Origin of the sequence: Janthinobacterium sp. J1-1 (assembly GCF_030944405.1) — a bacterium.
Classification (GTDB): Bacteria; Pseudomonadota; Gammaproteobacteria; order Burkholderiales; family Burkholderiaceae_D; genus Janthinobacterium.
On the sequence record NZ_CP132339.1, the window covers coordinates 1,066,438 to 1,085,725 of the forward strand.

The following is a 19,288-nucleotide window of genomic DNA, read 5'->3' on the forward strand; positions in this document are numbered from 1 at the left end:
CAGCTGATGCTCACGTTTATTTCTTTTCCGCTTTGGCCTTGGCCACCAGCACGTCCATCACGGTCAGTGCCTGGGCGTTCAGCTGTTCTTCGTTCTTCGCCGATTTGCTGCCCTGGTCGGCCTGCGATGGCGAAGTGATGTAGCGGCCATCGATGGCGATCATCGGCCAGAAGGTGACGTTATAGCCTTGCATCATGGCGTCGGCCTTGCGCACGCGGCCGGAAATGCCCATCGAGCGGTAAGTGTCGATGAACTTCTGGCGGTCCACGCCCTGTTTGGCAACGAAGTCGAACACGGCGTCATCGGTATTCAAGCGGTTATGCTCGACGTGCATGGCCTGGAATACCTTGCCGTGCAGTTGTTCCGTCAGGCCCATTGCCTGCAAGGTAAAGAACAGCCGCTGTTGCGGCGCCACGCTGGCGTCGCGCGACACGTGCACGCGCTTGAAGACGATATTGTCGCCCTGCTTCTTGACCCATGCCGCCAGCTGCGGTTCCAGCACATTGCAATGCGGGCAGTAATAGGCGAAGAATTCCGTCACTTCGATCTTCTTGCCCGCTTCGGTCGGCTGCACCGTGGCCAGGGTTTCATATTCGACGCCGTTCTTCGGCTCGGCCGGCGAGGCATAAGCGCCGGCGGCGGCGCCGCACAGGGCGGCGGCAAACAGGACTTTTTTCAGAAAACGCATGCTGCTTCCTTGTTTCGACTTATTTAGAATTCCGGACCACGGCGACATCGATGCCGTTGTCGGACAGTTTGGTGCGCGCGCGGTTCATGGCATCGACCTGGTTGAAGGGGCCGATACGCACGCGGTGCAGCACGCCGGCATCGGTGCTGCGGTCGCTGATGGCCGCTTCAAAGCCCAGCAAGGCCAGTTTGCCGCGCGTGCTTTCGGCGTCCGCCATCTCGTGGAAGGCGCCGGCCTGCAGATAATAAATCCATTTGTCGCCGGCTGCATCGGCCTTGGCTTGCGCCGGTGGCGCGGCCGGTGCTGCTGCCGCCGGAGCCGCTGCCGGCGCGGTGGCCGTCGCGGCTTTCGGCGCCGGCTTGTCCTTCAGGGTGCCGATCAATTCCTGCAGCGCGTCCGGTGGGGGCGGCCGTGGCGTGGTGGCCGGCGCGGCCGGCGCCGTGATCTGGCCCGGCAAGGCCAGTTCGCGTGGCTCCTTCGAAAAATCGCGTGCCGCTTCCCGCGCCGCTTCCTTGTTGCCATACATCGGCTTGTTCGGGTCGGCGATCTGGCCTGCCGTCGGCTCAAGCGACTTGCCGACCTTGCCCGACTTGTCGGTAAACGGCGAATTGCCTTTGGAGATCACCAGCGCCACCACCACGGCGATGCCCAGGCCGACCACCAGGCCGATGATGATGCCGACCAGCGTGTTGCCCTGCTGGCGGCGGCTGGAAGTAAAGCGGGAAGCTTGATTCATGAAGGTTCGGACCTTTGCGTTTACATTTTGTTTGGCGCGGACACGCCGATCAGTGCCAGGCCGTTGCGCAGCACCTGGCGCGCGGCCAGTACCAGCGCCAGGCGGGCCATTTTCACGGCCTCGTCCTCGACCAGCACTTTTTCCGCGAAATAGAAGCTGTGCAGGTTGGCGGCCAGGTCGCGCAGGTAGAAGGCAACCTGGTGCGGTCCCAGTTCGGCTTGCGCGCGCGCCAGCATTTCCGGGTAGGCGGCCAGGGTCGCCAGCAGGGTCGCTTCGGTCGGCGCGCTCAGGCACGACAAATCGGCGCCGGCGATGGTGCTCTCGTCGCCGCCCCAGTTTTCCAGGATGCGGCAGATGCGCGCGTGCGCGTACTGCACGTAATAGACCGGGTTTTCATCGGTGGTTTTCAAGGCCACGTCGACGTCGAACACGAATTCGGTGTCGGCCTTGCGCGAGATCAGGAAGAAGCGCACGGCGTCGCGGCCCTTGGCGATATCGCCGCCGCCCGACCATTCGATCAGGTCGCGCACCGTCACGTAGGAACCGGCGCGCTTCGAGATTTTCACCTCTTCGCCATCCTTCATGACGGTGACCATCTTGTGCAGCACATAGTCGGGGTAGCCTTGCGGGATGCCCATGTCGAGCGCCTGCAGGCCGGCGCGCACGCGGGCGATGGTGCCGTGGTGGTCGCTGCCCTGGATATTGATCGCCTGCACGAAGCCGCGCTGCCACTTGACCAGGTGATACGCCACGTCCGGCACGAAATAGGTGTAGGTGCCGTCGGTCTTGCGCATCACGCGGTCCTTGTCGTCCGCATAGTCGGTGGTGCGCAGCCACAGCGCGCCGTCCTGTTCATAGGTGTGGCCGGCCTTGACCAGCGTTTCCACGGCGCTGTTGACCTTGCCGTCCTTGTACAGCGACGATTCCAGGTAGTAATTGTCGAACTTCACGCCGAAGGCCTGCAGGTCGATGTCCTGCTCGTTGCGCAAATAGGTGACGGCGAACGGGCGGATCGAATCGATGTCCTCGACATTGCCATTGGCGGTGGCGGGCTGGCCATCGCTGGCCGAGACGGTCTTGCCGGCCTTGAAGTCGTCGGCGATTTCGCTGATGTAGTCGCCGTTGTAGGCCGACTCCGGCCACTCGGCGTCACCGGGCTTGTAGCCGCGCGCGCGCGCCTGTACCGAATTGGCCAGGGTCTGGATCTGCACGCCGGCGTCGTTGTAGTAGAACTCGCGCGTCACTTTGTAGCCTTGCGCATCGAACAGGGAGGACAGCGCGTCGCCCAGCGCGGCCTGGCGGCCGTGGCCCACGTGCAGCGGACCGGTCGGATTGGCCGAGACGAATTCCAGGATCACCTGCTTGCCGGCGCCGGCCGTGCTGCGGCCGTATTGCCCGCCTTCGGCCAGGATGGTATTGACGACCGCCTGCTTGGCGGCGTTCGACACGCGCACGTTGATAAAGCCGGGACCAGCGATCTCGACGGCCTCGATCAGGCCCTTGCCGGCCGGGTTGGCCAGCACGGCCGTGACGATGGTTTGCGCCAGCTCGCGCGGGTTTTGTTTCAGCTGCTTGGCCAGTTGCATGGCGATATTGCAGGCGACGTCGCCATGCGATGCGTCGCGTGGTCGCTCCAGCACCACGGCAGGCGCAAGCGAAGTGCCGGCCAGGACGGGAGCGAGGGCGGCCTGGAACAGGGCGATGATTTCTTGTTTCTGTTGGGCGAGCATGAGCAGGATGGCGGCGGAACCGCGTTAAGATTGAATAGAATGAATCAGAAAGCAAAACGGACGACGGTCGATGCCGTCGTCCAGACTGCGGTAATTATACTGGTTTGCTGGCGGGAACAATACGCCGCAGGGCAGGGCGGCGTGCCGGCCATTGGTGCATGAAAACATCAACCTGGCCGGTTCCGCTTGTATATATGCACTTTTTTGCAGCGAATTGCCCGGATCGCTGCAATCGCTTGGTGCAGAGGGCCTGACAAACGCTACAATCGACCCTTTATGATGACGCGCGTTCGTGATTTTTCCGCCGCGCGCAGCCACACCGGATAATTTATGAACAAGCGCCCCACGCTGAAATTGAACCCCAAGCCGGCGCCTGCCGCCGCGCCGGTCACCGCAAAATTGCGTCCCAGCTACCACCCCGACCTGAAACCGGTGCTGCAACCCGGCTTCCAGCCCGACCTGCGCGCCGATTCGCTGGCTTTTTGCCTGCTGGGCGCGGCCAATGCCGTGGCCCAGGTGCGCACCGGCACGGCCCTGCCGCAGGCGCTGGCCAAAGTGTTTGCACAATCGAACGCCAGCCCGCAGGCGCGCGGTGCGATCCAGGATATTTCCTATCGCACCATGCGCCAGCTGGGCCGCAGCGAAACCCTGGTCGGCCTGATGACCTCCAAGGCACCCGAGCCGCCGATGCTGGCCGCGCTGCTGTGCTGCGCGCTGTCCCTGATGTCGGCCGAGCCGGGCGAGCAGCCGTATGAAGAATTCACGGTGGTCGACCAGGCCGTCACGGTGGCCACTTCGCACCCGGACCTGGCGCACGCCAAGGGCATGGTCAACGCCGTGCTGCGCCGTTTCCTGCGCGAACGCAAGTCCCTGCTGGAGGCGGCCTTGCAGCAGCCGCTGGCGCAATGGAATTATCCGCAGTGGTGGATCGACGCGCTGCGCGTGGCCTATCCGCGCGACTGGCAAGCCATCCTGACGGCCGGCAATGCCGTGCCGCCTTTGACCCTGCGCGTAAACCGCCGCAAGAGCACGGTGGAAGATTATCTTGCCGTATTGCAGCAGGCCGGCATCGCCGCGCGCCAGGTGGGGCCGTTTGCCGTGCGCCTGGACAAGCCGATCGGCGTGGCGCTGATCCCCGGCTTCGAGCAGGGCGTTGTTTCCGTGCAGGACGCCGGCGCGCAGCTGGCCGCGCCGCTGCTCGATCTGCAGGACGGCATGCGCGTGCTGGACGCCTGCGCCGCGCCCGGCGGCAAGACCTGCCATATCCTGGAATTGGCCGAGGTGCAGGTGACGGCGATCGACGCCGACGCCAAGCGCCTGCCGCGCATCGCCGAAAACCTCGAGCGCCTGGGCCTGGAGGCGACATTGAAGGCGCAGGACGCGCAGTCAAACGCCTGGTGGGACGGCCAGCAGTACGACCGCATCCTGGCCGACGTGCCGTGCACGGCCTCGGGCATCGTGCGCCGCCACCCGGACATCCGCTGGCTGCGCCGCAAGGGCGACGCCTTGCAACTTGCAACACTTTCCTCGAAAATTCTGGACAATCTGTGGCAGATGCTGCGCCCCGATGGTAAATTGTTGTTCGTGACTTGTTCATTGTGGCCGCAAGAGTCCGAAGCACAAGCGGCAGCATTTGCGGTGCGCAATAATGCGACCCGTTTGACAGCCCCTGGCCAGCTGTTGCCGACCGGCAGCGCGGAACAGGACCATGACGGTTTGTTCTATGCGCTATTTCAAAAAAATGCGGCTTGAGCGATTTGTCGCCCCTTTTTCCACGGATACGACCGGCACGCTTGTGACATTTTTCCGCCTCCTGACCCTGCTGCTGATGCTGGCATGCCTGACGCCACGCGCGCATGCCGCCGATGTGGTCGAGATCACGCGTGCCTATATCGAAGCGAGCGACGAGGGTTACAAGCTGGCGGCCAGTTATTCCTTCGACCTCAATCACGACCTGGACGACGCCGTGCAGCATGGCGTGCCGCTGTTTTTCACGACGGAAATCGAACTGACCCGGCCACGCTGGTACTGGTTCGACGAAAAAGCGATTGTTGCGCGCCAGACCAGCCGGCTGTCGTACAACGTGCTGACGCGCCAGTATCACGTCTCGCTGGGCGGCTTGCAGCAAAGCTTCGCCACCTTGGACGACGCGCTGTTCCTGATCCGGCGGCCCAGCCGCTGGCTGGTGGCGGCGCGCGGCGCGCTGAAAGTGGGGCAGACCTATAACGTCACCTTGCGCATGGGCATGGACCGCGACTACCTGCCCAAGCCGATCCAGGTCAACGCCTTCAACAACAGCGACTGGCGCCTGGCTTCGAACAAAAAAACCTTCTTGTATACGGCGGAGTAGTGAGCCAGGCATTGCGCTATCTGCTGGTGGTGGGCGGCGGCATCGTCAGCATCCTGCTGTTCCTGCTGGCGTCGGCATCCGACAATTCCGGCTTTTTCGACCGTTACTACACCTGGCTGCTGGGCCTGAACGCGGCCGTCGCCGTGTCCTTGCTGGCGCTGGTCGGCATTTCCCTGGGCCGGCTGTATGCGCGCTACAAGAGCGGCAAGTTCGGCTCGAAGCTGATGATGCGGCTGGTAATGCTGTTTGCCGCCGTCGGCATCCTGCCGGGCCTGGTGATCTTTCTCGTGTCGGTGCAGTTCGTTACGCACTCGATCGAATCGTGGTTCAACGTCAAGATCGAAGCGGCGCTGGAATCGGGCCTGGAGCTGGGCCGCGCCGGCCTGGACGCGGCGCTGGTCGAACTCGACCACCGCGGCAAGAAGGCGGTCGATGAATTGCGCAGCGATCCCGTCACCGGCCCGGCAGTGCTGACCAGCCTGCTGCGTGAAGAGGGCATGCAGAACGTGATGGTCGTCAGCGGCGACGGCGTGCTGCTGGCCAGCGCGGGCCCGCACAGCGGCGCCGACCTGCCGACGGCGGCCATGCTGGCGCAGGCGGCCACGCCAGCCGGCTATGCCTCGGCCGAAGGCGGCGCCGAGCTGCATGACGATGGCAACGAGTCGGGTGGTGGCGGCATGCGCGCCGGCCCGCTGGGGCCAGAGGCGACCGCCAGCCTGCGCCTGCGCGTGCTGGTGGCCGTGCCCGGACCATCCGTGTCGCCACGCTACCTGCAATTGCTGCAAACCGTGCCGCCCAAGCTGGCCACCAATGGCGAGATGCTGCGTGGCGCGTACAGCGAATACAAGGAACGTTTCGTGGCGCGCGTGGGCCTGCGCAAGATGTACATGGAAATTCTCACCTTGACCCTGCTGCTGGCCATTTTCGGTGCCATCGGCAGCGCCTTTCTGATCGCCAGCAAGCTGGCCCAGCCGCTGCTGCTGCTGGCCGAAGGCACGCGCGCGGTGGCCGAGGGCGATCTGTCGCCGCGCCCCATCGTTGCCTCGCGCGACGAACTCGGCACCCTGACCCAATCGTTCAACATCATGACGCGCCAGCTGCTCGACGCGCGCACGGCGGTGGAAAGCAACCGCGCCGCCTTGCAGAACGCCAAGGCCCACCTGGAGTCGGTGCTGGCCAATATGTCGGCCGGCGTGATGGTGCTCGACGGCGACTTCAAGCTGGTCACCTGCAATGAATCGGTGGAGCGCATCTTGCAGCATGCGGGCGTGACCATGGTCGGCCAGCCGCTGGTCAGCATTACCGGCATGGAAGAATTTGGCATGGCCATCGTCAGCGCGTTTTCGGCGCAGAGCGCGCAATCGGCCTCGGGACGCCATTTGCAGCGCCTGCACTGGCAGCGCCAGATGGAAATTCCGCGCCGCCTGGGCAGCAGCGCAGACGAGCACGACATCACCCTGCTGGCGCGCGGCTCGCGTTTGCCGCTGGAGTCCGGCAGCGGCTACATCGTCGTCTTCGATGATATTTCCGACGTCATTTCGGCCCAGCGTTCGATCGCCTGGGGCGAGGTGGCGCGCCGCCTGGCGCATGAAATCAAGAATCCGCTGACACCGATCCAGCTGTCGGCCGAACGCCTGCAGATGAAGCTCGAAGGCAAGCTGGAGCAAAGCGACGCCGACCTGCTGGGCCGCGCCACCACCACCATCGTCAAGCAGGTCGATGCGATGAAGCGCATGGTCGACGACTTCCGCGACTATGCGCGCACGCCGCCGGCGGTGCTCACGCCGCTGCGCCTGAACGAGCTGATCGAGGAGATATTGAACCTCTACCTGGGCGGCGACGACGGCGACATCATCCACCCGCTGCTGGCGCCGAACCTGCCGATGGTGATGGGCGATCCGACCCAGTTGCGCCAGGTGATCCACAACTTGCTGCAGAACGCGCAGGACGCGATGGCGGACTTGCCGGAGGGCACACCGCATCCCCGCATTGACGTGCGCACCGAAGCAATTCATTATCGCAGTGCGGACGGTGGCGTGAACGTCGCCGTGCGCATGGCCATCACCGATAACGGCCCCGGTTTCGCGCCCAAGATCCTGGCGCGCGCGTTCGAGCCGTATGTCACGTCCAAGGCGCGCGGCACCGGCCTGGGCCTGGCGATGGTGAAGAAAATCATCGATGAACACGGTGGGCGCATCGATATCGAGAACCGCGTCGACAGCAGTGGCGCTTCGGTCGTCATTTTGCTGTTAAAGTTAGCTCCCGACGCTGTGGCTTAGCATTGTGCTGGCGAAAGCGTCTGGTTTAGTATTTAAAACACTAATAAAATCATAGTTGTCCGCCGCGTGCCGTTTGGGTGCGCGGGGCGGCGAAATGAGGAAGGCAAGACACGAATGGCAAACATACTCGTAGTGGATGATGAAATGGGTATCCGTGAGTTGCTCTCGGAGATACTGGGTGACGAAGGCCATGCTATCCAGCTGGCTGAAAATGCGCAGCAGGCGCGCGAAGCACGTGCCGCCGGCGCGCCCGACCTGGTGCTGCTGGACATCTGGATGCCCGATACCGACGGCGTGACCCTGCTCAAGGAGTGGCAGCGCGATGGCTTGCTGACCATGCCGGTGATCATGATGTCGGGCCACGCCACCATCGATACGGCAGTCGAAGCGACACGCATCGGTGCATTGAACTTCCTGGAAAAACCGATCGCCCTGCAAAAGTTGTTGAAAGCCGTGCAGCAAGGCCTGACCCGCGCCCAGGAAACCGTGCGCGCGCCGGCCGCCGCGCCGCGCCCGGTGGCGCCGACGCCCGTCGAAGAGAACAGCAGCCATCCGGTGCCGAGCTTTGGCGGCAGTGCGCCGCAGCAGATGATGGTGCGTCCCGGCATCGCCGCACCGGCCCAGGCCGAAGGCCATGGCTACAATCTGTCGTTCGACCTGCCGCTGCGCGAGGCGCGCGACGCCTTCGAGCGCATGTATTTCGAACACCACCTGGGCCGCGAAGGCGGCAGCATGACCCGCGTGGCGGAAAAGACGGGCCTGGAACGCACCCATCTGTACCGCAAGCTCAAGCAACTGGGCGTCGAACCGGGCAAGCTGGCCAAGAAAAACCTGTGACGGCACCGGCAAGGCGTCTGACGCCGCTGACCCTGGTCAGCGGCGGCCATGCCAGCCTGCGCGAGGCCGCCATCGCGCAAGCCTTGCCGCCGGGGCAATCCACTGCCGTGATCCTCGAAGGATTGGCTGACGGCAACTCCATCCTGGCCGACCTGGCCGAACACACTTCCCCTCCCGCCGCATTGCAGTTGCTCCGCATCGCACCCGGTTGCCTGTGCTGCAGCGGCAATCTGGTATTGCGTGTAACATTGAATCGTCTTCTGCGCCATCCGCCCGCGCATTTGTTCCTCAGCCTGGCAGACGCCACGCATATCGAACAACTGCGCAGCTGGCTTGCCGCCAGTCCCTACGATGCCTGGCTGGCGCTGGAGCCTGAGCTGACCGTCACCGCCTGACCGTTATTGCCGTAGCCGTCCCGATCGCAGTTTGCACGCAGTTTGCATCTCGTTACAACTACTTTCCCTGCAGAGCGGGATCGCGCTTGAAATGCCATGGCATGGTCCCCACCTCTGTTCTGAAACCGCAGGAGTTCCTCCTGCTTGAGCGAAGGACGCACAATGAACCTGATCTATAACAGCGAGCAATATAGCGTCGTGGAATTCGGCGCCGACCGCAACCTGGACGCCTTGCGTTTCGGCGGCTATGAAATCGTCGACAAGAGCGGCAAGCGCGAAACCTTTATCGCCGGCGTGCTGGCGCAAAACTTTCGCCGCGATGTCAGCGAGCTGATCGCCAGCGAACCGACCATGGAAGAAATCGATGAATTTCTCGGCAGCTACGATTCCCTGATGAGCCAGCCGGTGCTGCTGCACTAGACACGGCGGGTTGGTGGCGATCGCCACCAACCCCATTCCCTTGACGGCATGGTAAGGTGGCGGGGTTACCTTGCTGCAAAGTCATCATGTGCCAACTTCTCGGAATGAATTGCAATGTCCCCACCGACATTGTCTTTAGTTTTACCGGCTTCGCCATGCGCGGCGGCCATACCGATACCCACCACGACGGCTGGGGCATCGCCTTTTTCGAAGGCGCCGGCGTGCGCCATTTCGTCGATCACCAGGCGGCCATCGCCTCGCCGGTGGCCGAGCTGATCAAACGCTATCCGATCAAGTCGCGCAATGTCATCGCGCATATCCGCAAGGCCACGCAAGGCCGGGTAGCGCTGGAAAACTGCCACCCCTTCGTGCGCGAACTGTGGGGCCGCTACTGGGTCTTCGCCCACAATGGCGACTTGAAGGAATTCAATCCCGTGCTGAATGGCAGCTATCGCCCGGTCGGCTGTACCGACAGCGAGCGGGCTTTCTGCTATCTGCTGCAGGAGCTGCACGCGCGCTTCGGCGACGCGCCGCCCGCCTTGCCGCAGCTGCACGCGGCGCTGGCCGAGCTGTTGCCGGGCATCGCTGCGCACGGCACCTTCAACATGATGCTGTCGAGCGGCGAGGCGCTGTTTGCCCACTGTTCCACCAGTTTGCACTATCTGGTGCGACAGCATCCGTTTCCAACTGCTAAACTATCCGACGAAGACCTCAGCGTGGACTTTTCCCAGGTCACCACGCCGCAGGACCGGGTGGCCGTGATCGTCACGCAGCCATTGACGACCAACGAGCAATGGACGGCGTTCGCGCCCGGTGAACTGAAGCTGTTTGTAGACGGCGCTGTACAAGAAGCGCCCGTGATTTAATTTGTTGACGACAATACCGGGCAATGCTGCCAAAATAGCCAACAGCGCGGGCACATGGTATGGTCAATAGTGAACCCTGACGCAGGCGTGGCGCCGCCAGTGTCACTCGACGTGATTGATGAAGATTTAATGATCGATATTTCCAGCAACGACATCACCCCGAAACCCTTGCGCGTGCGCGAGTTCTATCTGGGGCGACAGCCCATCCTCGACCGCAACCAGGCCCTGTTCGGCTATGAGTTGCTATTTCGCAACGCTCCGGTCGGGCCTGCCAATATCACCAGCGACCTGTCGGCCACGGCCACCGTGATCGCCCATGCCTCGCAGCTGGGCATGGAAAAGGTGGTCGGTGACGCGCTCGGTTTCGTCAATGTCGACGCCGATGTGATCATGAGCGACATCTTCAGTTTCCTGCCGCGCGAAAAAGTAGTGCTGGAAATCGTCGAATCGATGCAGGTGACGCCGGAACTGCGCGCGCGCATCAGCGAGCTGGCCGGCCATGGCTTTGTGTTTGCGCTGGAAAACGTGGTGGCCGACACGGCGCAAGTGCAGGAATTGCTGCCGCTGGTGCAATACGTCAAGATGGACATGCGCACGGTCGAGCCTGCGGCCCTGGCCAGCCTGGCGCTGCGCTTCAAGCGCGAGCAAAAGAAACTGGTGGCCGAAAAAGTCGAAACGCGCGAAGAATTCAAGTCGACCCTCGACCTCGGTTTCGATTACTTCCAGGGCTATTACTTTGCCAAGCCCGCCATCATGACGGGCAAGAAGCTGTCGCCGTCGCAGCTGGCCGTGATGGAACTGATGACCCTGGTCACCTCGGACGCCGACAATATGGACATCGAGCGCGCCATCAAGCGCGACGTGTCGCTGGCCCTGAACCTGCTGCGCCTGGTCAACACGCCGGCCGTCGGCGCGCGGCAGCGCATCGATTCGCTGAGCCAGGCCGTCAGCGTGCTGGGCCGCCGCCAGCTGCAGCGCTGGCTGCAAATCATGCTGTATGCGGAGCCAAGCAAGCGCGGCCACAGCATGACGCCGCTGCTGATGCTGGCCACCACGCGCGGCCGCCTGCTCGAATTGCTGGCCAGCAAGCTGCGCCCGAACCACGCCCATTCGGCCGATATCGCCTTTACGGTCGGCATCATGTCGCTGATGGACACGCTGTTTGCCGTGCCGATGGCCGATATCCTGAAACAGATCGAAGTGATCGACGAAGTGGCCGAAGCGCTGCTGTCGCGCGGCGGTTTCTATGGCGACTTGCTGCGCCTGGCCGAATGCATCGAGCGCATCGAAGACATGGAAGGCGAGATCGTGCCGACCCTGCGCGACCTGGCGATGTCGCCCGACGACCTGGTCGAGCTGGAAATGGCCGCGTTCGAGTGGAGTGACAACGTCGTCAGATACGCGCTGTAATCCTGCACCACCATGGGCATGGCCAACACTATTGTCGGATTACGGCCCGATGGGCCTAATCCGACCTACGCGGCTTCAAATGGCCGTAGGTCGGGTTAGCGTAGCGTAACCCGACACTACCGCCACCGCCAACAATGTTGTTTAGGCCGCCGCCCCCGGCCAATGCTTGTGCAGCTCGGGATCGGTGCGCAGCTCCCACAGGGCCAGCACCACCACGGCGATGCCGGTAATCAGGCAATTCCACAGGATGGGGCCCTGGTCGGCCAGGCGCAGCACCCATGGCGACACCGCCACCCACACCCCCACCAGCAGGTTGACGACGACGGCCCAGAAATAGGTCTTGTACAGGTCGAAGGCGGCCAGCACGGCGATCACCAGCCCGGACGCGAGGGCATTGATCATCTGCGGCGAACCTTCCGCATAGCCCAGGGCCCAGGGCGACACGATCAGCCACAGGCCCAGCAGCAGGATCACCTGGTCCTGCCAGCGTTTCAGTTTGAATTGCGTTGCCATATTGCCTCCCAAGAAGATGCCGGCGCCCCCCGACGCCCGCATACAGCCTTAGTGGCATGGCGGCGGGCGAAAGTTCCGCGCGCCACCTGGCGGGCTTAGGACAAATTCGGCGCCAGCCAGCGTTCGATATCTTCCTTCGGCACGCCACGGCGCTTGACCATGTCTTCCACCTGGTCTTCACCGATCTTGCCGACCACGAAGTATTTCGATTCCGGGTGGGCAAAGTAAAAGCCGGACACGGCCGCGCCAGGGAACATGGCGTAGGACTCCGTCAGCTGCATGCCGATTTCCCCGGCCTGCAGCACGTCGAACATCTCGCGCTTGACGGTGTGCTCGGGGCAGGCCGGGTAGCCGGGCGCCGGACGGATGCCGACGTATTTCTCGGCGATCATGTCGTCGTTGCTGAGCTGCTCGCCGGCGGCATAGCCCCACAGGTCGGTGCGCACGCGCTCGTGCAGGTATTCGGCAAACGCCTCGGCCAGGCGGTCGGCCAGGGATTTGAGCATGATGGACGAATAATCGTCATGCGCGTCTTCAAAGCGCTTTTCGTATTTCTCGATGCCGATGCCGGACGTCACGGCAAACATGCCGATGTAATCCTTCACGCCCGAGGCCTTTGGCGCAATGAAGTCGGCCAGGCACTGGTTTGGCCGCTGCACGCCGTCGACCACCGGTTTCACGCCCTGCTGGCGCATGCCGTAGTAGGTGAAGGCGACGGTGCTGCGCGTATCGTCCGTATAGACTTCGATATCGTCGTCGTTGACGCTGTTGGCCGGCAGCAGCGCCACCACGCCATTGGCCGTCAGCCAGCGCCCGTCGATCAGCTTCTTCAGCAGCGCCTGGCCTTCCGCATACACCTTGGTGGCCGCGTCGCCCACCACTTCATCGGTCAGAATGGCGGGGAAGGGGCCGGCCAGGTCCCAGGTCTGGAAGAACGGACCCCAGTCGATATAGTTGGCCAGCGTGGCCAGGTCGACGTTCTTGAAGACGCGCCGGCCGATGAACTTCGGTTTCACGGGCGTGCTGGCGCCGTCAAACGGCAGCGCCATCCTGTTGGCGCGCGCCTTGGCTAACGACAAAATCGGCAGCGCCTTCTTGTTGGCATGCTGCTCGCGGATGCGCGCGTAATCGAGTTCGATGTCTTCCACGTATCTGTCGCGCTGCTCGGGCGTCAAGAGCGACTGCGCCACCGACACCGAACGCGAGGCGTCCGGCACGTAGATGACGGGCCCTTCGTAGTTGTGGGCAATCTTGACGGCCGTGTGGGCGCGGCTGGTGGTGGCGCCGCCGATCAAGAGCGGAATTTTGAGCATGCGGAAGTGTTCGTCGCGCTGCATTTCCTTGGCCACATAGGCCATTTCCTCCAGCGACGGCGTGATCAGGCCCGACAGGCCGATGATGTCGGCGTTTTCCACCTTGGCGCGCGCCAGGATTTCCGAGCACGGCACCATCACGCCCATGTTCACCACTTCGAAGTTATTACATTGCAGCACCACGGTGACGATATTCTTGCCGATATCATGCACATCGCCTTTCACGGTGGCCATGATGATCTTGCCTTTCGGCTTGGCGACGATGCCGGTGCGCTTTTCTTCCAGCAGTTTTTCTTCCTCGATAAACGGAATCAGGTGGGCCACGGCCTGCTTCATCACGCGCGCCGATTTCACCACCTGCGGCAAAAACATTTTTCCCTGGCCAAACAAGTCGCCGACCACGTCCATGCCGGCCATCAACGGTCCCTCGATCACATGGATCGGGCGTCCGCCGTTGTGCAGCAGTTCCTGGCGCGCTTCTTCCGTGTCTTCGACGATGAATTGCGTGATGCCGTGCACCAGCGCGTGCGACAGGCGCGCCTGCACCGTGCCTTCGCGCCAGGCCAGGTTCTGCACGTCGGCCTTGCCGCCGCCCGCCTTCAGGGTGCCGGCAAATTCGATCATGCGTTCGGTCGAGTCTTCGCGGCGGTTCAGCACCACGTCTTCCACCCGCTCGCGCAGCTCCGGGTCCAGGTTGTCGTATACGCCGACCATGCCGGCGTTGACGATGCCCATGGTCATGCCGGCCTTGATGGCGTGGTACAGGAACACGGTATGGATTGCTTCGCGGGCAGGATCGTTGCCGCGGAAACTGAACGACACGTTCGACACGCCGCCGGAAATCTTGGCATGTGGCAGGTTGTCCTTGATCCAGCGCGTGGCGTTGATGAAGTCGACCGCGTAGTTGTTGTGCTCTTCGATGCCGGTGGCCACGGCAAAGATGTTCGGATCGAAAATGATGTCTTCCGGCGGGAAGTCCAGCGCGTCGACCAGCAGGTGATAGGCGCGCGCGCAGATCTCGATCTTGCGCTCGAAGGTGTCGGCTTGTCCCTTTTCATCGAAGGCCATGACGATCACCGCCGCGCCGTAGCGGCGGCACAGGGTGGCCTGGCGCAGGAACTCCGCTTCGCCTTCCTTCATCGAGATGGAATTGACGATGGCCTTGCCCTGCACGCATTTCAGGCCCGCTTCGATCACCGACCATTTCGACGAGTCGACCATGATGGGCACGCGTGAAATGTCCGGTTCGGAGGCGATCAGGTTCAAAAAGCGCGTCATGGCGGCCAGCGAGTCGAGCATCGCCTCGTCCATGTTGATGTCGATCACCTGGGCGCCGTTTTCCACCTGCTGGCGCGCCACCGACAAGGCTTCATCGTATTGCTCGTTGAGAATCATGCGCGCAAACGCCTTCGAACCCGTGACGTTGGTACGCTCGCCCACGTTGACGAACAGCGAGTCGTCATTGACCACGAACGGCTCCAGGCCGGCCAGGCGCAGGTCGTGGCTCTTGGCGGGCAGGGTGCGCGGCGTATTGTTAGCCAGCAGCTCGCCGATGGCCTTGATATGTTCGGGCGTGGTGCCGCAGCAGCCGCCGGCCATGTTCAGGAAGCCCGCGTCGGCAAATTCGCGCAGCAGGGCGGAGGTGTCTTCCGGCAACTCGTCAAAGCCGGTGTCGCTCATCGGGTTGGGCAGGCCGGCGTTCGGGTAGATGCACACGAAGGTGTCGGCGATCTTCGACAGCTCTTCCGCGTACGGGCGCATCAGCGCCGCGCCCAGTGCGCAGTTCAGGCCTATCGTCAGCGGTTTTGCGTGGCGCACGGAATTCCAGAAGGCGGGCACGGTCTGGCCTGACAGGATGCGGCCCGACGCGTCGGTGACGGTGCCCGAAATCATCAACGGCAAACGCACCACCTCCGGGTTCTGCTCGTAGAACAGGTCGATCGCGAACAGCGCCGCCTTGCAGTTGAGGGTGTCGAAAATGGTTTCCACCAGCAGCACGTCGGCGCCGCCTTCGACCAGGCCCCGGGTTTGCTGCAGATAGGACGCCACCAGCTGGTCGAACGTGACATTGCGCGCCGCCGGATCGTTCACGTCCGGCGAAATCGACGCGGTTTTTGGCGTCGGTCCCAGGGCGCCGGCCACGAAGCGCGGCTTGTCCGGCGTGGAATACTTGTCACAGGCGGCGCGCGCCAGTTTTGCCGCCTGCACATTCATCTCATAGGCCAGGTGCGCCATGTGATAGTCGTCCTGGGCGATGGTGGTGGCGCCAAAGGTATTCGTTTCGATCAGGTCGGCGCCGGCCGCCAGGTAGCGCTCGTGGATTTCCTGGATGATATGCGGCTGCGTCAGTGTCAATAATTCATTATTGCCTTTGACGAACAACTCGCGCGCACCCGAGTCGGCCGGCGCGGCGAAGTCGATGAAGCGGCCAGTTGGCCCCCCGCGATACGCCACTTCGTCGAGCTTGTACTGCTGGATGATCGTGCCCATCGCACCATCGAGGATCATGATCCGGCGCGCCATGATGGCGCGCAACGAGGCTTCGGTCGGGGACAGGGCGGGGATCACGGTATCGGTCATTTCATGCTTTCAATAGGCAACGGGCGGCGGCGCGGTGGGCAGGCGTTGCGCATCAGCAGGATCAGCCGACGGAGTGCGCCGGCCGGATAGGCTGGCGGAAGGGGGCAATCGCCTGAGTTCACCGGGTCTAAAATTATACGGCATCGCGCAGTTTTGGTTTTGGGCAAAAGCCCTTGGCGGCTGCGGATAGGCCGTCCACGCAACACATTGGCATGCCAAAAAGCGTGGCGATCGTGCCATCACACTTTCTCTCACATTCTCTCCCGCATTACATTTGTAAAAATCTCGGCCAAATTGTTAATTATTTAAAAGATATCATCTTGATAGTCACTGTTTATGTGGAAAAATCCCCACATTTTTGTAAATCCGTGAAAATTTTTTTTATGAACCAACTGCCAATGTTCTATTTGAAAACAAAGCTTGATCTATAGCAATACAGAGCGAGAGCGGTAATGCCTAAAATAAAGGTTGTCTGTGAGTTATGTTAATTACTGCCGAGAGTATTTAAACCAAAGTCATTAATAGTTGTCTTTCGGAATTTTATTCAATCATAATGTCGGTTCCTTAGATCAACATTCTCTCCAAAAGTCACCGATATGTCACATACCTCTTTCACTTCTCCTGCTGTCGCGCTGCGCGGAAACGGATGCCAGCCATGAAAAACCATTTGCTTATTGCATTGATTGCCATGCTGGGTCTGTCCGCTTGCGGCGGCGGTGGAGGTGGCGGCGGTACCGGCACCGTGGTGGCGACCACCACCACCAACCCCGCGCCGGCGGTGGTGTCGGCCGTGACGGCCGTCTCGGCCAACAGCGCGGCCATCGGCACCAGCGTGACGGTCACCGGTAGCAACCTCGACCGCGTCTCGGCCTTCCAGGTCGGCGGCGTGACCCTGGTTGCGAGCAATGTCAGCGCCGGCAGCGCCACCCTGGCGATGCCGGCCACGCCGGTCACCGGCGCCCTGACCCTGGTGACCGCCAGCGGCACGGTCGCCACCAGCCAGGCCATCACGGTCTACCTGCCGTTGACGGCCGGCGAACTGACACCGGCCAGCGGCATCGTCGGCGGCAGCGTGACCATCACCGGCAGCGGCATGGCCAATGTCACGGCAGTGGTGTTTGCCAACGGCACCGCCGCCACCGTGCAAAGCCATACCGACAGCAGCGTGACCTTCGTGGTGCCGGTCGGCGCCGTGACGGGCCAGTTGACCGTGCGCGGTACCTTCAACGAAGCGCTGACCAGCGCCGCCTTCACGGTCTTGCCGACCGTTGGCGTGACGTCGATCAGCACCGCCATCAGCGGCGCCAATGTGATTGTGACCGTGGCCGGCAGCAACCTGGACCAGGTCAATGGCGCCACCATCGGTGCGACCACCGCCACGATCGTCAGCGCCAGCGCCACCGAACTGCGCGTGTCGGCGCCAAGCTCGGCCACCGGCAACCTGATGCTGTCGGCGCCGTCGCGCGCCGCCGTCAATGCCGGCACCGTGGCGGCGTTCACCCTGGGCGCCATCGATTTTTCGCAAGTGCTGAACCTGAGCGCCAGCGATGCGGCGCTGCGTTTGACGCGTGGCAAGCCTGCCGCCGTGCGCGTGTCGGTGCTGGGTACCCTGGCCGGCCGCAGCAGCCCGGCGGTGACCCTGGCGGCCACCTCGTCCACCGGCGCCAACCTGGGCAGCCTGGTCCTGAATGGTCCGGCCACCTTGCCAACGGCCAAGAACACCTACAGCTTCGACGGCAACTTCAGCGCCGCCTTGCCGGCCAGCTGGATCCAGCCCGGCCTGCAGGTGCGCGTGACGGCCGTCGGCAACGATGGCACGCAAGTGAGCCAGCAAGCCACGCCGGCCGTGTCGTCGGCCGCCAAGATGCACCTGGTGCTGGTGCCCCTGACCACCAACGACGGCACTTCCGTCCTGCCTGATCCTGAAGTGATCCGTGCCGCCATCGTGCGCGTGTATCCCTACGCCGCCGAAGACATCACCATCACCAAGCGCGTGGCGCTCAATGTCGGCGGCAGCAGCGCGGTCGACACCTGGTGGAGCGAGACCCTGCCGAAGATTGAAGCGGCGCGCAGCCAAGAAGACAGCACCGCCTTCTACTACGGTTTCGCCACGCAGATGTCGGCCAGCCGCACCGCCGGCCTGGCGTATATCAGCGACCGCACCACGGGCGTTTCCAGCCCGTCGGCGATCGGCCTGGACGCCAGCGCCACCCGCACCGCCTCGGTCGATGCCTTCGGCAATGCATGGCCAGAGTGGCTGACGACGATGATCCATGAAATCGGCCACAACCATGCGCTGCAGCACGTCGCCTGCGGTTCGCCGACCAATACCGCCGCCGACTATCCGTATGCGAACGGCGACCTGGGCAGCCAGCCACTGTATAACAGCAACTACGGCGCCGCCATCGGCCAGTTGAGCCAGGCGACCTACACCAGCAACGGCAGCACCAAGCAGATGAAGGACGTGATGAGCTATTGCAGCGGCGCCTGGTTCTCGGACTACAGCTATGCCCGCATCCAGCAGTTCCTGGAAAGCTACGCCGCCCGCATCGCCCGCACCGGCCGCAGCACCTCGGTGGGCGCCAATGTGCTGGCCGCCGACAATGGTTATCTGACCATTTCGGGCCGCATCACCGCCAATGGCGTGCAATTGCACCCGGCCGTGGCCTCGGCCACCGCGCGTATCGCTACCGCCGACAGCAGCGCCAAATACAGCCTGCGGATTTTAACGGCGTCCGGACAAACTATTAACGTGCCATTTGATACGCAGCAGCTGGCCGACAGCAGAGTCGACGTGAGCCACTTCCGTGTCAGCTTTGCCAACCCCGGCGACATCAGCGATATCGACGTGCTGGCCAACGGCAAGGTCGTCAGCAAGCTGGACCGTTCGGCACGCCGTGCCGCCGTGGCCAGCGCCGCCTCGCTGGAGGTCAAGCAAACGGCCGCCGCCCTGGCCCTGACGTGGAATGCCGACGTCGAGCCATATGCCGCCGTGCTGTTCGTCGCTGCCGATGGCCGCAAGACCGTGGTCGCCAGCGCCCTGACGGGCGGTACCGCTTCGGTCGATATCAGCGCCTTGCCGGCCGGTGGCCGCTTCGAGGTGAGCCTGTCGTCGTCGGTACGTGGCCGCATGGTGAAGGTGGCGCGCCAGTAAGCGCCCTGGTTTGCCAA

Annotated in this window: 14 protein-coding genes; 9 read left to right on the plus strand and 5 right to left on the minus strand. The window is 63.0% G+C overall.

Going from position 1 to position 19,288, the window contains the following annotated elements:
- Positions 1-16: 16 nt before the first annotated feature.
- The 3 genes from Q8L25_RS04835 to argS are packed head-to-tail and all read right to left on the minus strand — an operon-like array spanning position 17 to position 3,154.
- On the minus strand, positions 17-688 hold the full coding sequence (locus tag Q8L25_RS04835; RefSeq protein ID WP_308923799.1) for a thiol:disulfide interchange protein DsbA/DsbL: 672 nt from the start codon (positions 686-688) through the stop codon (positions 17-19).
- 19 nt (positions 689-707) lie between these two features.
- Complete coding sequence (locus Q8L25_RS04840) at positions 708-1,424, minus strand: SPOR domain-containing protein (protein ID WP_308923800.1); 717 nt, start codon at positions 1,422-1,424, stop codon at positions 708-710.
- A gap of 20 nt (positions 1,425-1,444) precedes the next feature.
- Positions 1,445-3,154: an arginine--tRNA ligase gene (argS, locus tag Q8L25_RS04845; RefSeq protein ID WP_308923801.1), complete on the minus strand. Its 1,710-nt coding sequence runs from the start codon at positions 3,152-3,154 to the stop codon at positions 1,445-1,447.
- A gap of 330 nt (positions 3,155-3,484) precedes the next feature.
- Between argS and rsmB the strand changes: the two genes are divergently transcribed.
- The 8 genes from rsmB to Q8L25_RS04885 all read left to right on the plus strand — a co-directional run bounded on the left by rsmB (position 3,485) and on the right by Q8L25_RS04885 (position 11,711).
- Positions 3,485-4,906, plus strand: coding sequence for a 16S rRNA (cytosine(967)-C(5))-methyltransferase RsmB (gene rsmB, locus Q8L25_RS04850; protein ID WP_308923802.1), 1,422 nt, complete (start codon positions 3,485-3,487; stop codon positions 4,904-4,906).
- A 76-nt stretch (positions 4,907-4,982) separates the two neighbouring features.
- Positions 4,983-5,504, plus strand: a complete 522-nt coding sequence (locus Q8L25_RS04855; RefSeq protein ID WP_308925650.1) for a DUF4390 domain-containing protein — start codon at positions 4,983-4,985, stop codon at positions 5,502-5,504.
- On the plus strand, positions 5,504-7,783 hold the full coding sequence (locus Q8L25_RS04860; RefSeq protein ID WP_308923803.1) for an ATP-binding protein: 2,280 nt from the start codon (positions 5,504-5,506) through the stop codon (positions 7,781-7,783). The genes Q8L25_RS04855 and Q8L25_RS04860 overlap by 1 nt, the downstream gene beginning before the upstream one ends.
- 114 nt (positions 7,784-7,897) lie before the next feature.
- The gene (locus Q8L25_RS04865) at positions 7,898-8,620 is read left to right on the plus strand and encodes a response regulator (protein WP_308923804.1); all 723 of its coding nucleotides are present in this window, start codon (positions 7,898-7,900) and stop codon (positions 8,618-8,620) included.
- Positions 8,617-9,015 (plus strand): GTPase, encoded by a 399-nt coding sequence (locus Q8L25_RS04870; RefSeq protein WP_308923805.1) that lies wholly within the window; start codon positions 8,617-8,619, stop codon positions 9,013-9,015. Before Q8L25_RS04865 ends, Q8L25_RS04870 begins: the two co-directional genes overlap by 4 nt.
- A 162-nt stretch (positions 9,016-9,177) precedes the next feature.
- Complete coding sequence (locus tag Q8L25_RS04875; RefSeq protein WP_308923806.1) at positions 9,178-9,435, plus strand: DUF3567 domain-containing protein; 258 nt, start codon at positions 9,178-9,180, stop codon at positions 9,433-9,435.
- An 86-nt stretch (positions 9,436-9,521) separates the two neighbouring features.
- Positions 9,522-10,301: a class II glutamine amidotransferase gene (locus Q8L25_RS04880; protein WP_308923807.1), complete on the plus strand. Its 780-nt coding sequence runs from the start codon at positions 9,522-9,524 to the stop codon at positions 10,299-10,301.
- Positions 10,302-10,430: 129 nt separating this feature from the next.
- Complete coding sequence (locus Q8L25_RS04885) at positions 10,431-11,711, plus strand: EAL domain-containing protein (protein ID WP_308923808.1); 1,281 nt, start codon at positions 10,431-10,433, stop codon at positions 11,709-11,711.
- Between the two features lie 141 nt (positions 11,712-11,852).
- Here Q8L25_RS04885 and Q8L25_RS04890 read toward each other — a convergent pair whose 3' ends face one another.
- The gene (locus tag Q8L25_RS04890) at positions 11,853-12,224 is read right to left on the minus strand and encodes an SPW repeat protein (RefSeq protein WP_308923809.1); all 372 of its coding nucleotides are present in this window, start codon (positions 12,222-12,224) and stop codon (positions 11,853-11,855) included.
- Between the two features lie 95 nt (positions 12,225-12,319).
- Positions 12,320-16,117, minus strand: coding sequence for a methionine synthase (gene metH, locus Q8L25_RS04895; RefSeq protein ID WP_308923810.1), 3,798 nt, complete (start codon positions 16,115-16,117; stop codon positions 12,320-12,322).
- 655 nt (positions 16,118-16,772) lie between these two features.
- On the opposite strand from metH, the gene Q8L25_RS04900 reads away from it, so the two are divergent.
- Positions 16,773-19,271, plus strand: a complete 2,499-nt coding sequence (locus Q8L25_RS04900; RefSeq protein ID WP_308923811.1) for an IPT/TIG domain-containing protein — start codon at positions 16,773-16,775, stop codon at positions 19,269-19,271.
- The last annotated feature ends 17 nt before the right edge of the window (positions 19,272-19,288 follow it).